This window comes from Lysobacter zhanggongensis (assembly GCF_046638635.1).
Taxonomy (GTDB): Bacteria; Pseudomonadota; Gammaproteobacteria; order Xanthomonadales; family Xanthomonadaceae; genus Novilysobacter; species Novilysobacter luteus.
On sequence record NZ_JBJXHK010000057.1, the window covers coordinates 1 to 14,990 of the forward strand.

Annotated in this window: 13 protein-coding genes and 1 pseudogene; 6 read left to right on the forward strand and 8 right to left on the reverse strand. The window is 70.6% G+C overall.

The window, feature by feature from the left end:
• Together trxA and ACKVMH_RS09970 are read right to left on the reverse strand one after the other, a co-directional pair.
• On the reverse strand, positions 1 to 435 hold a 435-nt coding region (gene trxA, locus ACKVMH_RS09965; protein ID WP_412700163.1), incomplete at its 3' end, for a thioredoxin.
• Between the two features lie 84 nt (positions 436 to 519).
• Positions 520 to 1,848, reverse strand: a complete 1,329-nt coding sequence (locus ACKVMH_RS09970; protein ID WP_412700164.1) for a metal-dependent hydrolase family protein — start codon at positions 1,846 to 1,848, stop codon at positions 520 to 522.
• A gap of 200 nt (positions 1,849 to 2,048) precedes the next feature.
• Between ACKVMH_RS09970 and leuS the strand changes: the two genes are divergently transcribed.
• On the forward strand, positions 2,049 to 4,814 hold the full coding sequence (gene leuS / locus ACKVMH_RS09975; protein ID WP_412700165.1) for a leucine--tRNA ligase: 2,766 nt from the start codon (positions 2,049 to 2,051) through the stop codon (positions 4,812 to 4,814).
• A 64-nt stretch (positions 4,815 to 4,878) separates the two neighbouring features.
• Here leuS and ACKVMH_RS09980 read toward each other — a convergent pair whose 3' ends face one another.
• From ACKVMH_RS09980 to ACKVMH_RS09995, 4 genes and pseudogenes are all read right to left on the reverse strand, one after another.
• Complete coding sequence (locus ACKVMH_RS09980) at positions 4,879 to 5,391, reverse strand: Slp family lipoprotein (protein ID WP_251370663.1); 513 nt, start codon at positions 5,389 to 5,391, stop codon at positions 4,879 to 4,881.
• A 35-nt stretch (positions 5,392 to 5,426) separates the two neighbouring features.
• A complete protein-coding gene (locus ACKVMH_RS09985) occupies positions 5,427 to 7,385 on the reverse strand; it encodes a transglutaminase family protein (protein ID WP_412700166.1) in 1,959 nt (652 codons plus the stop codon).
• Positions 7,378 to 7,530 (reverse strand): annotated as a pseudogene (locus ACKVMH_RS13665) (DUF58 domain-containing protein); the annotation flags it as partial. The gene ACKVMH_RS09985 and the pseudogene ACKVMH_RS13665, both read right to left, overlap by 8 nt.
• Positions 7,531 to 8,477: 947 nt before the next feature.
• Positions 8,478 to 9,443: an AAA family ATPase gene (locus ACKVMH_RS09995; protein ID WP_215219909.1), complete on the reverse strand. Its 966-nt coding sequence runs from the start codon at positions 9,441 to 9,443 to the stop codon at positions 8,478 to 8,480.
• Positions 9,444 to 9,566: 123 nt separating this feature from the next.
• Between ACKVMH_RS09995 and ACKVMH_RS10000 the strand changes: the two genes are divergently transcribed.
• A complete protein-coding gene (locus ACKVMH_RS10000; protein WP_412700168.1) occupies positions 9,567 to 11,468 on the forward strand; it encodes an ArnT family glycosyltransferase in 1,902 nt (633 codons plus the stop codon).
• A gap of 24 nt (positions 11,469 to 11,492) precedes the next feature.
• Here ACKVMH_RS10000 and ACKVMH_RS10005 read toward each other — a convergent pair whose 3' ends face one another.
• Positions 11,493 to 12,065 (reverse strand): Maf family protein, encoded by a 573-nt coding sequence (locus tag ACKVMH_RS10005; protein WP_412700169.1) that lies wholly within the window; start codon positions 12,063 to 12,065, stop codon positions 11,493 to 11,495.
• A complete protein-coding gene (locus ACKVMH_RS10010; protein ID WP_412700170.1) occupies positions 12,065 to 12,436 on the reverse strand; it encodes a hypothetical protein in 372 nt (123 codons plus the stop codon). Before ACKVMH_RS10010 ends, ACKVMH_RS10005 begins: the two co-directional genes overlap by 1 nt.
• A 174-nt stretch (positions 12,437 to 12,610) precedes the next feature.
• Between ACKVMH_RS10010 and ACKVMH_RS10015 the strand changes: the two genes are divergently transcribed.
• The 4 genes from ACKVMH_RS10015 to ACKVMH_RS10030 form a co-directional block, all read left to right on the forward strand.
• Positions 12,611 to 13,147: a YceD family protein gene (locus ACKVMH_RS10015; protein WP_412700171.1), complete on the forward strand. Its 537-nt coding sequence runs from the start codon at positions 12,611 to 12,613 to the stop codon at positions 13,145 to 13,147.
• Between the two features lie 51 nt (positions 13,148 to 13,198).
• Complete coding sequence (gene rpmF, locus ACKVMH_RS10020) at positions 13,199 to 13,393, forward strand: 50S ribosomal protein L32 (protein ID WP_215219914.1); 195 nt, start codon at positions 13,199 to 13,201, stop codon at positions 13,391 to 13,393.
• 167 nt (positions 13,394 to 13,560) lie between these two features.
• A complete protein-coding gene (locus tag ACKVMH_RS10025; RefSeq protein ID WP_215219915.1) occupies positions 13,561 to 14,541 on the forward strand; it encodes a beta-ketoacyl-ACP synthase III in 981 nt (326 codons plus the stop codon).
• Positions 14,542 to 14,708: 167 nt separating this feature from the next.
• The coding region (locus ACKVMH_RS10030) for an ACP S-malonyltransferase (protein ID WP_412700172.1) at positions 14,709 to 14,990 on the forward strand (282 nt) is incomplete at its 3' end.

Genomic DNA, 14,990 nt, shown 5'->3' on the forward strand with positions numbered 1-14,990 from the left:
CACCTCGCCGCGCAGGCGTGCGACCTCCGCCTCCGGGTCCAGCGGCGCCGCAGGCACCTCGGCGGCCTCCCCGGCCGCTGCCGCCGGTTCGATCCCGTGGTGGCGCAGGAACTCGCGGATCTGGCCTTCGGGCAGCACGCCGGGGAACCCGTCGAGCGGCTGGCCGTCCTTGACCAGGAACACGGTAGGGATCGACCGGACCTGGAAGGCCGCGGCCAGCTGCTGCTCCTTGTCGACATCGACCTTGGCCAGCACGAACGCGCCGTTGTATTCCGCCGCAAGCTTCTCCAGCACCGGGCCGAGCTGCTTGCACGGCCCGCACCACTCGGCCCAGAAGTCGACCAGCACCGGCGTCGCCATCGATTTCTGCAGGACGTCGGCTTCGAAGGCTTCGGTGGTGGCGTCGAAAACGTGCGGGGTGGCGGTGGCAGTCATGGCGGCTCCTCTGGACTCGACCGGACATGGTGCCGGAGGTCGGCCATTCCAAGCCAACCCGCGCGCACCCGTGCAACCCGGCCCTCAGTGGCCGGCGCGGTCGGTCTCGCCCGGCACCGCGGCGCCCGGTTGCCGGTAGACCACGCCGTCCTTCATGACGAACTCGACCGCGAGCACCGCCTGGATGTCGTCGACCGGGTTGCCCGGCACGGCGACGATGTCGGCGCGCTGGCCCGGCGCGATCCGGCCCTGGTCGTCGACGCCCAGCACCCGGGCGGCGTCGATCGTCGCCATCTGCAAGGCCTTGGCCGCCGGGATGCCGGCCTCCACGAGATAGATGAACTCGCGCGCGTTGTCGCCGTGTGGGCCCACGCCCATGTCGGTGCCGAACGCCATCGGCACGCCGGCGCGGTAGGCGCGAGCGGCCGTGTCCTGGATCAGGGCGCCGATGCGCGCGGCCTTGGGCCGGACGACCTCGGGGAAGTAGCCGTCGACCTTGGCCTTGTCGGCCACGAAGCGGCCCGCGTACACGGTCGGGATGTACCAGGTGCCCTTGCGCTTCATCAGCGCCATCACCTCGTCGCTCATGTAGGTGCCGTGCTCGATGCTGGTGACGCCGGCCTCGACCGCGCGGCGCATGCCTTCCTCGCCGTGCGCGTGGGCGGCCACCCGGTAGCCGTAGTCATGGGCGGTCGCCACGATCGCCGCGACCTCGTCGACGGTGAACTGCGGGGCGTCGCCGGATTTCGCGTACGACAGCACGCCGCCAGTGGCGGTGATCTTGATGACGTCGCTGCCTTCCTTGTAGCGCTGGCGCACGGCTTGGCGCGCGTCGTCCACCGAGTTGATGACGCCCTCGGTCGGGCCGGGCGGGCCGAGCAGGTGCGAGAGCGTGGAGTTGTAGCCGTTGGTGGGGTCGGCGTGGCCGCCGGTGGTCGCGATCGACTTGCCCGCCGCCCAGATGCGCGGGCCGGCGACCAGGCCCTGGTTGATCGCATCGCGCAGGTGCGGGGCCACTTCGCCGCCGAGGTCGCGCACGCTGGTGAAGCCGGCCAGCAGCGTCTTTTTCGCGTAGCCCACGGCACGGAAAGCGTAGTCGACCTCGTCCAGGCGGAAGCCTTCGGAGTAACTGTCCGGACTGGACTGGCTGGCCAGGTGCACATGCAGGTCGGTCCACCCGGGCGTGCAGGTGTGGCCGGACAGGTCGATCGACGGTACGCCCGCCACTTCGGCATGCCCGCCGCTGACGACCTGCGCGATCCGTCCATCGCGAACCAGCACCGTGTGCGGGCCGAGCACCTTGCCGCTGCGGCTGTCGAACAGCTGGCCGCAGTGGACGGCGGTGGCGGGCGACTGCGCGGCAACCGGTGCCGCGAGCGGGGCGAGGAACACGAACAGCAACAGTGCGCGCATGCGTGGGACCCGTGTGGTGACGCCCGATCATAGCGGCGGGGCGGATGCCACGCGGAACCTCGACCGGTCGCGCGCCCCTGCCTGGGCCCCGGCAGTAGTCGGGCCGCAGGAAATCCCGCAGCAGGGCCACCAGGACTGCCGTGGCGGGTCCGCAGGCCCTGCGGTAGGCTTGCCGGTCCCCTCGACCAAGTGCCCGCGCCGTGCCCACCGAAGCTTCCGCCGCCCCCAGCCAGACCGATCCGCGGGCGTTCGACCCGCAAGCCGTTGAGGCCGCCGCGCAGGGCTTCTGGAACGCCACCCGTGCGTTCGAAGTGGACGAATCGTCGCCAAAGCCGAAGTACTACTGCCTGTCGATGCTGCCGTACCCGTCCGGGGCGCTGCACATGGGCCACGTGCGCAACTACACGATCAGCGACGTGATCAGTCGCTACAAGCGGATGACCGGCCACAACGTGCTGCAGCCGATGGGCTGGGACGCATTCGGGCTGCCGGCCGAGAACGCCGCGATCAAGCACCGCACCGCGCCGGCGAAATGGACCTACGCCAACATCGCCCACATGAAGGCGCAGTTGCAGGCGATGGGCTATGCGATCGACTGGTCGCGCGAGTTCGCCACCTGCCAGCCGTCGTACTACGTGCACGAACAGCGCATGTTCGTGCGGCTGATGAAGCAGGGCCTGGCCTACCGGAAGAACTCGGTGGTCAACTGGGACCCGGTCGACCAGACCGTGCTGGCCAACGAGCAGGTGATCGACGGCCGCGGCTGGCGCACCGGCGCGCTGGTGGAGAAACGCGAGATCCCGCAGTGGTTCCTCCGCATCACCGGGTATGCCCAGGAACTGCTCGACGGCCTCGATACGCTCGGCGGCTGGCCGGATGCGGTCAAGACCATGCAGCGCAACTGGATCGGCCGTTCGGAAGGACTGGATATCCGCTTCGACGTGCGGGACGCTGACGGCAACGCCACCGACCCGCTGTCCGTCTACACCACCCGCCCCGACACCCTGATGGGTGTCACCTTCATATCGATTGCCGCCGAGCATCCGCTGGCGCTGCGGGCCGCCGCGAGTAACCCGGAGCTGGCCGACTTCATCGCCGACCTCAGGAAGGGCGGCGTCACCGAGGCCGAGCTGGAGACCCAGGAAAAGCGCGGCATGGACACCGGCCTGCGCGCGGTGCATCCGGTCAGCGGCGAGGAGCTACCGGTCTATGTCGCCAACTTCGTGCTGATGGGCTACGGCACCGGCGCGGTGATGGCGGTACCCGGCCACGACCAGCGCGACTGGGAGTTCGCCACCCGCTACCGCCTGCCGGTGCGCACGGTGATCGTGCCGGACGCGGTCCGCGATGCGCTGCGGGAAATCGGCAGCGATCTCGGCAACCACGCCGACCCGATGGGCGCGGCGCTCGGCGAATCCCGACCGACCGACAGCTACGACACCGGCGCCGCCGTACAGGTGGTGCAGGAGTTCCAGCGCCGCATCGAGGAGGAGGGCGCGTACACCGATCGCGGCTGGCTGGTGAACTCCGGCGAGCTGGACGGGCTGGACTTCCAGCAGGCGTTCGACGCGCTGGCGCAGCGCTTCGAGTCCGAAGGGCGGGGCGCGCGCAAGGTCAACTTCCGCCTGCGCGACTGGGGCGTCAGCCGCCAGCGCTACTGGGGCTGCCCGATCCCGGTGATCTACTGCGATGCCTGCGGCGCCGTGGCGGTGCCGGAAGAGCAGTTGCCGGTGGTGCTGCCCGAGGACGTCGAGTTCATGGGCACCGGATCGCCGATCAAGGCCGATCCGGAGTGGCGCAGGACCACCTGCCCCACCTGCGGCGCGGCCGCCGAGCGCGAGACCGACACCTTCGACACCTTCATGGAGTCCAGCTGGTACTACGCGCGCTACACCTCGCCCGGCGCCGGGACCCAGGTCGACGCCCGCGCCGACCACTGGCTGCCGGTCGACCAGTACATCGGCGGCATCGAGCACGCGATCCTGCACCTGCTGTACTTCCGCTTCTATCACAAGCTCCTGCGCGACCAGGGGCTGGTGTCGAGCGACGAACCGGCGCGCAACCTGCTGACCCAGGGCATGGTCATCGCCGACACGTTCTACCGTGACGGCGAAGGGGGCACGAAGGACTGGATCAACCCCGCCGACGTCGAGATCGCCCGCGACGAGAAGGGCCGCATCACCGGCGCGACGCTGAAGTCCGACGGCCAGCCGGTGGTGATCGGCGGCACCGAGAAGATGTCCAAGTCCAAGAACAACGGCGTCGACCCGCAGTTGATGATCGGCCGGTACGGCGCCGACACCGTGCGGCTGTTCTCGATGTTCGCCGCGCCGCCCGAGCAGTCGCTGGAGTGGCACGAGTCGGGCGTGGACGGCATGGCGCGGTTCCTGCGTCGTTTCTGGCGCGAGGTGACCACCCACGCGGTCCAGCCGGACCACCCGGTGGTCGATCCGGCAACGCTGGACGCCGCCCAGAAGACGCTGCGCCGCCAGTTGCACGAGACCATCCAGAAGGTCGGCGACGACTACGGACGCCGCCACGCGTTCAACACCGCGATCGCCTCGCTGATGGAACTGCTCAACCACGTCGCGAAGTTCGACGACATGAGCGACCAGGGCCGCGCGGTCCGGCACGAGGCGCTGGAGGCGATGGTGCTGCTGCTCAACCCGGTGACCCCGCATGTCAGCCACGCGCTGTGGCAGGCGCTGGGCCACCCGGAAACGCTGCTGGAGGACGTGCCGTTCCCGGTCGCCGACCCGGCTGCGCTCGCGCGCGACGCGGTGACGCTGGCGGTGCAGGTCAACGGCAAGTTGCGCGGCACCATCGAGGTGCCGGTGAACGTGGACAAGGCCGAGGCCGAGCGGCTGGCACTGGCCGAGCCGAACGTCGCCAAGTTCCTCGATGGCCTGGCGGTGCGCAAGGTGATCGTGGTGCCCGGCAAGATCGTCAACATCGTCGCCGGGTAACCCTCACCGTCGGCACCATGCAAAACGCCCGGACCAGCCGGGCGTTTTGCTTTCGTGCGCTAGCTCACCACCAGCCCCACCAGGGCCACGGTGCCGGCCGCGTGACCACGTCCACGCGCTCGCGCACCGGCCACAGGTAGACCACGTCGGCCGCCACCCGCGGGAAGCGGTAGTCGTATTCGCCGATGCGGCGGTTCTCGTAACCGTCGATGCGACCGGTGAAGGTCACTTCGCGGTTCTTCTCGAACAACGCCGGGTCGTAGAAGCCCTCGCGGCAGGCGATGAAGCGTCCGCCAACGTCGTCGGTCGCCCAGTACGGCCGGCCGTAGGCGTTGAGACGGGTGGAGATCATCTCGAAACAGGTGCGGTTGGGCTGTGGCTCGACATCGACGATGCGGCCGCCCCAGCGGACCGCGGCACCGGTGCGGTCGGTGCCGATGGCGTCGCGTGGACTGATCTGGGCGAACTCGCCCTGCAGGGGCTTGGGCTGGCTGGCGCAGGCGGCCAGCAGCGCGGCGGCCAGCGCAAGCATGGCCAGGCGCAGCGGGTTCGATGTCGGGCGGATCAGGCTATTCATCGTGTGCTCCGTTGGGGTCCGGGTCACCGGACCGGTCAGTGCGGGCGGTGGGCACGCAGGTCGCGGATCAGCGATCGGCGCGCCTGGGCAGCCCCCGGCTGGCTGGCAGCGTAGCGCCAATCGCTGAAACGTTGGCTGAGTCCCAATAGCGTGCCGTCGTCGGACGGGCGCGCCTGGCGGACCCGCTCGGCCCAGTCCAGCGCGGATTCGTGCGGCTCGCGCCCCAAGCCTAGCCGCCGGTAGCGTCGGTCGAGCGCATGCCAGGCACGCAGCACCGGGTCCGGCTGGCGCTCGCCGCGGCGGCTCAGCCAGATCATCCAAAGCAGTGCCAGTAGCGCGGCGACGGTGAACAGCAGGCCCAGCCGGACGCCGTCGAGGCGGTCGATGCCGAGCGGCCTGAGCATCCGCGCCTGCCGGTCGGCATCGAAGCCAAGCACGAAGTCGTTCCAGCCGCGGCGCAACCAGTCGGTGTAGTCGAACAGCGTGCCGCCGCCGAACACGTCGCCCAGCAGGCCGGCACCGGGCCGGCGGTCGTCGAGGGTGTCGTAGATCCGTTCGGGTGCGACCGCCGCGGTGGGGTCGACCCGGACCCAGCCCCGGCCTTCGAGCCAGACCTCGGCCCAGGCGTGGGCATCGGAGCGGCGCACCAACCAATAGTCGCCGACCGGATTGCGGTAGCCGCCGACGTAGCCGGTGACGACGCGGGCCGGGATGCCGGCGCCACGCATCAGCACCACGAAGGCCGAGCTATAGTGCTCGCAGAAGCCGGCCTGCTGGTCGAACAGGAACTCGTCCACTGCGTGCCGGCCCGGAAGCGGGGTGGTCAGCGTGTAGGCGAATTCGGCGGTGATCCAGTCGAGCGCGCGGCGGACGATCGCGCCGTCGTCCGGTCCGGCCTCGGCCCGCCATTGCCGCGCCAGCTGCAGGGTGCGTGGGTTGTAGCCGTCCGGTAGCGACAGCGCGATGCGGCGCAATCCCGACCGCAGGTCCGGTTCGTAGGCCACCGGCGGCGAGGACTGCATGCGCCAGCGCGTCAGCGCGTTCAACGGGCGCGGGGCGTGGATCTCGTGGCCGTGGTTGAGCCGGACACCGTCGGGAACGTCGACCGGCAGTTCGAGCGACACGAACTGGCGCCGGTCGGTCGGCTCCACTTCCACTTCGTAGTCCCAGCGCACATCGCCGTGGCGGACGTCGGCCGGGGGCAGGTTGGCCAACCAGGGCGACCGTGACCAGGTGCGGCCGTCGAAATCCCACATCACCGGGCCGCGCCAGTACATCTGCGAGGTCGGTGGCGTCTCGCCGAAGAAGCGCACGCGCAACGCCGGGGTGTCGTCGGCGATGAGGTCGATCCACTGGCCCGGGCTCATCTCGCCCGACAATCCGGTGCGCGCCATCGTGCGCTCGGGCACGCCCCACAACGGCGACCCGAGCCGCGGGAAGAGCCAGAATGCCGCCAGCGCCAGCGGCAGGCCGATCGCCAGCAACCGGCCGATGCCGGCGAAGCGCCGCGCCGCGCCGGTCGCGACGGCGTCGCCGGATTCCAGGTCCGCCAAGCGCTGCAGCGCACAGAGCGCGAGCACCGCGCCCACCAGCCCGAGCACCAGGGCCAGGGGGCCCTGGTCGAGCAGGAAGGTGCCGAACGGCGCGAACAGCGCGAACCCGATCAGGCTGCGCGCATCGCGCAGGCTGTAGGTCTCCGCCGGCTTGATCGCCAGCATCGCCGCCAGTACCGCGCAGCCGGTGTCCCGCCCCAGGTTGAAACCCGCCATCGACACCACCGCGCCCAGCAAGCCGAGCGCCAGGAGCAACCGCAACAGTCCGTGCAACGGCTTCCGCCACGACGCCACCGCGACCAGGACGGCCGCGCCCGCGATGACCAGCGCCAACTGGCCCGGCAACTGCAGCAGCAACGGCAGCAGGCAGGCCGCGGCCGCCGCGAGGGCCCAGCGCCGGCTGCCGTGGTCTAGCGCGGTGTTGCGGGTGGGCTCAGACATGCGGCAGCAGCGCCAGTGCGCGCAGGCAGGCGTGGCGGTGGGCGGGGCCCTGGTCGGGCCCGAGCGAAGGCTGGCCGGGCAGCATCAGCCGGTAACGGCGGCCGTCGCGCTCGGCCTCGTCCACCCAGCGTGCGAGGCGCGACACCTTTGCTTCCTGCGGCATGCGCCCGAGCGTNGGGCCCTGGTCGGGCCCGAGCGAAGGCTGGCCGGGCAGCATCAGCCGGTAACGGCGGCCGTCGCGCTCGGCCTCGTCCACCCAGCGTGCGAGGCGCGACACCTTTGCTTCCTGCGGCATGCGCCCGAGCGTGCTCCAGTCGAGCACGATGTCGGCCCCGAGCGGCTGCTCGTACTCGCGCACCAGCAAGCTGTCGCGACGGGCCGACGACTTCCACGCGATCGCCCGGCGCGAATCGCCGCGACGGTAGTTGCGCAGGTGGTGCACGTCCTCGCCACTGGGATGCAGGCGGGTCTGCACCCGGTCACCCGAGCCGGTCGGCAGCGGCGGGCCGTCCGGTTCCGGCCGTGGATAGACCAGCGCCGGTGCCTGCGGCCACACGTACGCCCACGCGGTGGCGAGCCCGAGCGGCCGGGTGGTCGACACGCGCAACCGCGGCAGGTCGAGCCACCCGCGTTCGCTGGTGGGAAGCGCGACATGCGATTCGCCGCGGCCCTGCTCGAGGTTCAACAAACCCGGGACGCCTTCCGTCGATTCGAGCGCGACGGCGAGGCCACGTCGGCGCCGGCGGTCGTTGGCCTGTGCGTGCAGGCGGACCGTCAGCTCGTCACCGGCCGGCACCGGCTCGGCGTCGAGCGCGACCACCGCCAGGCCGGTGAGCTGCAACTGGGCGGCGACCAGGCTGGCGAGCCCGGCACCGGCCAGCAGCAACCCGAGCAGCAACGCCGGGTTGTTGTTGTAGTTGAGCGCACCCAAGAGCATCGCCAGCAGCAGCACCGCGTAGAACAGCCCGAAGCGGGTCGGCAGCACGTACACCCGGCGCCGGTCGAAGCGGGCGGGCAGGGCCTCGGGTTCGCGCGGACGGGTCCACACCAGCGCCCAGTCGTGCAACCGTCGCCGCAGAGTGCCGGCCATCCTCAGTCCACCGGCACCGCGTGCAGGATCGCCTTGGCCAGGGCCGCGTCGCTGCCGGCGTCCGCTTCGGCGACCAGCCGGTGCGCGGCAACCGCGGAGAACAGCGCCTGCACGTCGTCGGGCCGAACGTGGGCGCGGCCCAGCAGCAACGCGTAGGCACGTGCCGCGCGCAGCAACGCGAGCCCCGCGCGCGGTGAAAGCCCGACCCTTACGCCAGGGTGGCGGCGGCTGCGCGTCAGCAGTGCCTGCACGTAGGCGATGAGCGAGTCGCTGGCATGCACCGACTTCACCGCGTCGCGCGCGGCCAGCACGTCGTCCACGGTCAACAGCGGGCGCACCTGTGCGATCAGCGCGCGACGGTCCTCGCCGGCGAGCAGGGCGCGCTCGGCGTCCTCGGCCGGGTAGCCCAGCGCCAGCCGCAGCAGGAACCGGTCCAGCTGCGAGTCCGGCAACGGGTAGGTGCCCGAGAGGTCGACCGGGTTCTGGGTGGCGATGACGAAGAACGGCGCCGGTAGTGCGTGGCTGGTGCCGTCGACCGTCACCTGGTGCTCGGCCATCGCTTCCAGCAGTGCACTCTGCGTGCGCGGCGGGGCGCGGTTGATCTCGTCGGCCAGCAGCACCTGGGTGAACACCGGGCCGGGGTGGAACTCGAAGCGGCGCGCCTGCGGGTCGAACACCGAGACACCGACCACGTCGGCCGGCAGCAGGTCCGAGGTGAACTGCACGCGCTGGAACTCAAGCCCCAGCGTCGCCGCCAGCGCATGGGCGAGGGTGGTCTTGCCGAGCCCGGGCAGGTCCTCGATCAGCAGGTGGCCGTCCGACAGCAGCGCGACGAACGCCAGCCGCACCTCGTGCGCCTTGCCCAGGACCAGCGTATTGACCTGTGTCTGCGCCCGGTCAAGGGCACCACGCAGGTGCTCGGGTAGGATGCTCGCCGAGTCGCGGGGTACCGCAGGGGATGTCGCCATGGGTGCTCTCCAAGTGGTGCCGGCGCGGCGCTCCCTGAACCCCTCTCGCCGTCGCGGGTCAACCGCTGACGGCGCCGCACGGCGCCCGCCAATTGCGCCCGAGTCTACCGAGGTCATTCGTTGATGCGGCAAGTTCCCGCCCCGTTGCACCCATCGCGCGACACGCCTGCCGTCGAAGCGCCACATCCCGACCGGAGCCGCGCACGAACCGTGTTCTGGGCGCTGTTCGCGGGTGTGTTCGCGCTCAAGCTGCTGGTCGCCGCACGGCTGCCGCTGTTCGTCGACGAGGCGTTCTACTGGCTGGAGGGGCAACACCTCGCGCCTGCCTATTCGGACCTGCCCGGCATGACCGCGTGGCTCGCGCGGCTGGGGGTGACGCTCGGCGGTGATACCGCGCTCGGTCTGCGGTTGCCGTTCCTGCTGCTGGCCGCGCTGGTGCCGGTGCTGGTGATGCGCATCACCGCGCGCGAGTACGGCCGGGAGTACGGCTGGAGGGCCGGCAGCTTCGCTCTGCTGTTGCCGCTGTCGGGCACGCTCGGCCTGCTGGCATTGCCCGATGCGGCGATGGCGGTGGCGACGCTGCTGTGCGTCGACGCCGGCGCGAAGCTGCTGCGGCAGGTCACGGCCGCCGCCGCGCTCGAGCTTGCGCTGGGGCTGTCGATCGGCGCGCTGAGCCATTACCGGTTCATCGCGGTGATCGGGGTCGGCCTGATTGCATTGCTGCTGCTGCCGGACGGCCGACGGGTGTTGCGTGACATGCGTACCTGGACGGCGATCGCGATCGGTGCGGCCGCCTGGGCACCGCTGGTGGCCTGGAACTTCGACAACGCCGACGCCGGCCTTCGCTTCCAGCTGGTGGACCGCCACCCGTGGGCGTTCCATATCGAAGGCCTGTGGTTCATCGCGATCCAGGCGCTGCTGGTCACGCCGCTGCTGTTCGCCGCCCTGCTGGCGGCCGGCTGGCGCGGCAACCGCAGCGCCCATCCGTCTTCACGCTACTTCGCGCTGCTGGGTGGGCTGGTGGTGCTGGGGTTCTTCGCGCTGGGGTTCTTCGCCGATACCGAGCGGGTGAGCTTCCACTGGCCGCTGCCGGGCTACCTGGCACTGCTGCCGTTGCTGCCGGCACTGCTGGCGGCGTGGCCGACGTGGTTGCGTCGCGCCACGTGGGCGCTGGCCGGCGTCGGGCTGGTGGCGATGCTGGGCTATTACACCGCAGTGTCGATCCCCGAGCTGCGCGCGCGGACGGCAGCGCAGAAGTGGTACCCGTCCAACTTCGCTGGCTGGGATGAGCTGGCCGACGCGGTCAAGCTCGAGCGTGCGGAGATGCCCGACGGCACCCGCATCGTCGCTGGCAGCTTCAAGCTCGGGGCCGAACTCGGTTTCGCGCTGGGCGAGCCGCGGATCGCCGTGCTCGACCATTCACTCAACCGCAAGCACGGCCGCGCACCGCAACTGCGGCTCTGGGGCCTGTGGACGCGGGGTGCGGAGGACTGGGGCGACGACCCGGTGCTGCTGGTGACCAGCCCCAGCGACGTGCCCTACAAGGATCTGCTCGCGCGCTACCACGGCCTGTGCGCCATGGTCGGGCCGCTGCCCGCGGCGCGGGAGGTCAACGTCGACCACGGGCGCCAGCGGTTCCTGCTGTTCCGGATGGAGCCGCCGCACGCGGTGGGCGCCGAATGCACGACGCCGGGGATGGCCTGGATCGATGCGCCGGTGTCCGGTGCTGCCGTCAACCGCCGGTTCGACGTACGGGGCTGGGCCTTCAAGGACGGCACCGGTCTGGAGCGGGTCGAGGTCACCCTGGATGGCCGGGTCGTCGCCACCGCCCGCTATGGCCTGAACAGTCCTGGGACCAAGGCGTTCTGGGGCCATTCGACCGACCCCAACCATCCGCGGGTGGGCTTCGAGGCGAGCGTGGACGCAGGAGGCCTGGCGCCGGGGGTGCACTGGCTCGGCCTGAGGCTGCACGGGGCCGATGGCAGCGTGGAGGCCTGGCCCGAGCAGCCGGTCAACCTGCGCTGAGCAGGTCGACGTCGCCCGGACCTGTCAGGGCAGGGCGAATCCGGCGTCGCGCAGCAGCCGCGCCGTCTCGATCAGTGGCAACCCGACCAGCGCGGTCGGGTCGCGGGTCTCGATTGCCTCGAACAGGGTGATGCCGAGGCCCTCGGACTTGAAGCTGCCGGCGCAGTCGAACGGCAGCTCGCGGTCGACATAGCGCGCGATCTCGCCGGCCTCGAGCGTGCGGAACCGTACCACCGTGGTATCCAGCGCAAACCGGGGCTGGTCGCCGTTGGTGACGCAGACACCGGTGTGGAACGCGACCGCGCGGCCGGACATCGCCTGCAGCTGCCCGATCGCGCGTTCGCGGTTGCCGGGCTTGCCGAGTGGTTGGCCGTCGAGCGATGCAACCTGGTCGGATCCGATCACCCAGGCGACGCGCCCGGCGGCAACCGCGGTCGCCTTGGCGATGGCGAGCCGGCGGGCAAGGTCGGCCGGAGACTCGCCCGGTGCCGGGGTCTCGTCGACGTCCGGCCGGGCCGTATCGAAAGCGACGCCGAGGCGCGCCAGCAGCTCGCGCCGATACGGCGAGGTGGATGCCAGGACGAGCCGCGCCGACATCAGGCCACCGGCGCGCGGGCGCGCTCGATCCGGGCCAGCTGGGTCTCGATCCGGCCACGGGCCTGGTCGATCGAGTCACGGACCTGCACCAGCTCGGCCAGGCTTGCGCGATCGCCGTGCTCGCGCAGCCACAGCCGCTGGCGGAGCATCTCGCGCATCGCCTCCTGCACCGGGTCGTCGATATGCTCCCCGGCGACCGCCTCGATCTCGGATCGGGCGGTCCGCAGCCGTGCTTCCAGCGCATCGGCCGAATCGAGCAGTTCGCGCATCGCGCGCTGGCGCCGGCCCAGCTGGCGGCGCCATGCGCCCACCGCCACCAGCAGGGCGGCGGCGATCGCGATCAGGGCGATGAGGGTTGCGGGAGCATTCACGCGGTTTTCGGCCAGGGGCTGCAAACGCGTTCAGTCTGCCGTGCGGCGCCGTCGGGCGGCAAATCGGGCGCCGGGCGCCAGTCCCCGGGTGCTCCCCGACACCTGTCCAGACAGGCCCGCAGGGGCTTGCAGCGTTTGACAGCAGGGGGGGTGATCCTTAATATTCCGCGGCTTATGTCTGCTGACGCGCCCAAAGTGCCGGTGCCCGAAGTCCTGGATGCTTGGCGCATGGTCGCGGCGCGGCGTGGCGTCGAGGGCCAGGTGCCCCTGGCGTCGCTGTCGCGTATCCGCGACAGCCTGGTCGATGCCGAAGGTGAGGTGGCGTTCTCACTCGACTTCGGTACCGACGAGCTGCAGGTGCCGTACGTGGAACTCAAGGTCCGCACCGGGTTGCCGCTGCAATGCCAGCGCAGCCTTGAGCGCTTCGTGTTCCCGGTCGACATCGACCAGCGCCTGGGTCTGATACGCGACGAAGCCGACGAGGTGGCGTTGCCACCGGGTTACGAGGCGTTGCTGGTGTCGGCCGACGGCATGCTGAACCCGGTCGAGCTGGTCGAGGACGAGTTGATCCTCGCCGTGCCGGTAGTGCCGGTGAAGCCCGGCACCGAGGCGATGGAGCGCAACTGGGCTCCGGACGCCGACGAGCTGGAACGCGTCAACCCGTTCGCGGCGTTGTCGTCACTGAAGAACAAGTCCGGCCCGGCGGAGTAGTCCGGCGGGCCCCGCAATCGAAGTTTTCTCGGTTTTCCCTGGAGTAACACCATGGCTGTCCAGAAGTCCCGCGTCTCCCCGTCCAAGCGTGGCATGCGCCGCGCCCACGATTCGCTGTCCAGCAAGCAGCTGGCGACCGACCCGACCACCGGCGAGACCCACATCCGCCACCACGTCACCGCCGACGGCTACTACCGTGGCAAGAAGGTGATCGACACCCAGTCGAAGATCGCCGACGAAGAGTAAGCTTCGACGCGCCCGCCGCGACACGCGGGCGCTCCCGCGTGCGCGGTTGCCGTCGAGTGTTCGACGGTGGCCGCGGCAAGGTCGTCGCACTGAGTGCCCGGCTGCGGCGAGCTCCATCGCCAGCGTGCTGGCGTCCGTGCAACGGCGTGTTCGCCGCGGGAGTGGTGATGACTGAACGTATTTATGCCCGCATTGCGGGTACCGGCAGCTACCTGCCGGAAAAGGTGCTGACCAACGACGACCTGTCGAAGATCGTCGACACCAGTGATGAATGGATCGCCGCGCGTACCGGCATCCGCGAGCGCCACGTGGCCGCCGAAGGCGAGACCACCGGAGACCTGGCCTACCACGCCGCGGTGCGGGCGATGGAGGCGGCCGGCGTCGAGGCGTCCGAGCTCGACCTGATCGTGCTCGGCACGACCACCCCCGACTTGATTTTCCCGTCGACCGCGTGCCTGCTGCAGCACCGGCTCGGTGCCAACGGCTGCCCCGCATTCGACGTCAACGCGGCATGTTCGGGCTTCATCTACGCGCTGACGGTGGCCGACAAGTTCATCCGTTCCGGCAGCGCCAGGACGGTGCTGGTGGTCGGTGCCGAAACCCTCACCCGCATGCTCGACTGGAACGACCGCGGCACCTGCGTGCTGTTCGGTGACGGCGCCGGCGCGGTGGTGCTCAAGGCCGACAGCGACACCGGCATCCTCAGCACGCACATGCATGCCGACGGCGGCAAGAAGGAGCTGCTGTGGAACCCGGTCGGCGTGTCGGTCGGGTTCAAGCCGGGAGAGCACAATGCCGGAGTCAAGGTCCTGATGACCGGCAACGAGGTGTTCAAGCACGCGGTCAAGGCGCTCGATTCGGTGGTCGAGGAGGCGCTCGCGGCGAATTCGCTCGACCGCCATGAGATCGACTGGCTGATCCCGCACCAGGCAAACCTGCGCATCATCGAGGCGACTGCCAAGCGGCTGGACATGCCGATGGAGCGGGTCATCGTGACCGTCGATCGCCACGGCAACACCTCGTCGGGTTCGGTGCCGCTGGCACTGGACGAAGCGGTGCGGTCCGGCCGGGTGAAGCGTGGCCAGCTGGTGCTGCTCGAGGCCTTCGGCGGCGGCTTCACCTGGGGCTCGGCGCTGATGCGCTACTGACCATCGCGCCGCCCGAAGCAATGGACGCCCCCGCATCGCCGGGGGCGTTTTCATTTGGGGAAGGGAAAACCCGCACACCCACCGCGGCCGGCACTGTACGCGCCGGTACAGACGACCCGGCACAATCGCTCGTATCATGTCGGGCTGTTTTTGCTGGGAGCCGCTGCGTGACCGGACCAGGTACGGACCACCAACTCGCTTTCGTGTTCCCCGGACAGGGGTCGCAGTCGATCGGCATGCTGGCCGAGCTCGCGCAGGCCCATCCGACGGTCGTCGAGACGTTCGCCGAGGCGAGCGAGGGCGCAGGCACCGACCTGTGGACACTCGCCCGGTCCGGCCCCGAGGACCGCCTCAACCAGACCGAGTTCACCCAGCCGGCCCTGCTGGCCGCGGGTGTTGCCGTGTGGCGTGCCTGGGCCGCCCAGGCCGGCCCGCGCCCCGCGCAGCTC

Excerpts from the sequence above, each read along its gene's own strand:
- ACKVMH_RS09985 (WP_412700166.1), bottom strand. The coding sequence starts at position 7,385 with ATGTCTGAGCCCACCCGCAACACCGCGCTAGACCACGGCAGCCGGCGC.
- ACKVMH_RS09970 (WP_412700164.1), bottom strand. The coding sequence starts at position 1,848 with ATGCGCGCACTGTTGCTGTTCGTGTTCCTCGCCCCGCTCGCGGCACCG.
- rpmF (WP_215219914.1), top strand. The coding sequence starts at position 13,199 with ATGGCTGTCCAGAAGTCCCGCGTCTCCCCGTCCAAGCGTGGCATGCGC.
- ACKVMH_RS10015 (WP_412700171.1), top strand. The coding sequence starts at position 12,611 with ATGTCTGCTGACGCGCCCAAAGTGCCGGTGCCCGAAGTCCTGGATGCT.
- ACKVMH_RS10005 (WP_412700169.1), bottom strand. The coding sequence starts at position 12,065 with ATGTCGGCGCGGCTCGTCCTGGCATCCACCTCGCCGTATCGGCGCGAG.
- ACKVMH_RS10025 (WP_215219915.1), top strand. The coding sequence starts at position 13,561 with ATGACTGAACGTATTTATGCCCGCATTGCGGGTACCGGCAGCTACCTG.
- ACKVMH_RS10000 (WP_412700168.1), top strand. The coding sequence starts at position 9,567 with ATGCGGCAAGTTCCCGCCCCGTTGCACCCATCGCGCGACACGCCTGCC.
- ACKVMH_RS09980 (WP_251370663.1), bottom strand. The coding sequence starts at position 5,391 with ATGAATAGCCTGATCCGCCCGACATCGAACCCGCTGCGCCTGGCCATG.
- ACKVMH_RS09995 (WP_215219909.1), bottom strand. The coding sequence starts at position 9,443 with ATGGCGACATCCCCTGCGGTACCCCGCGACTCGGCGAGCATCCTACCC.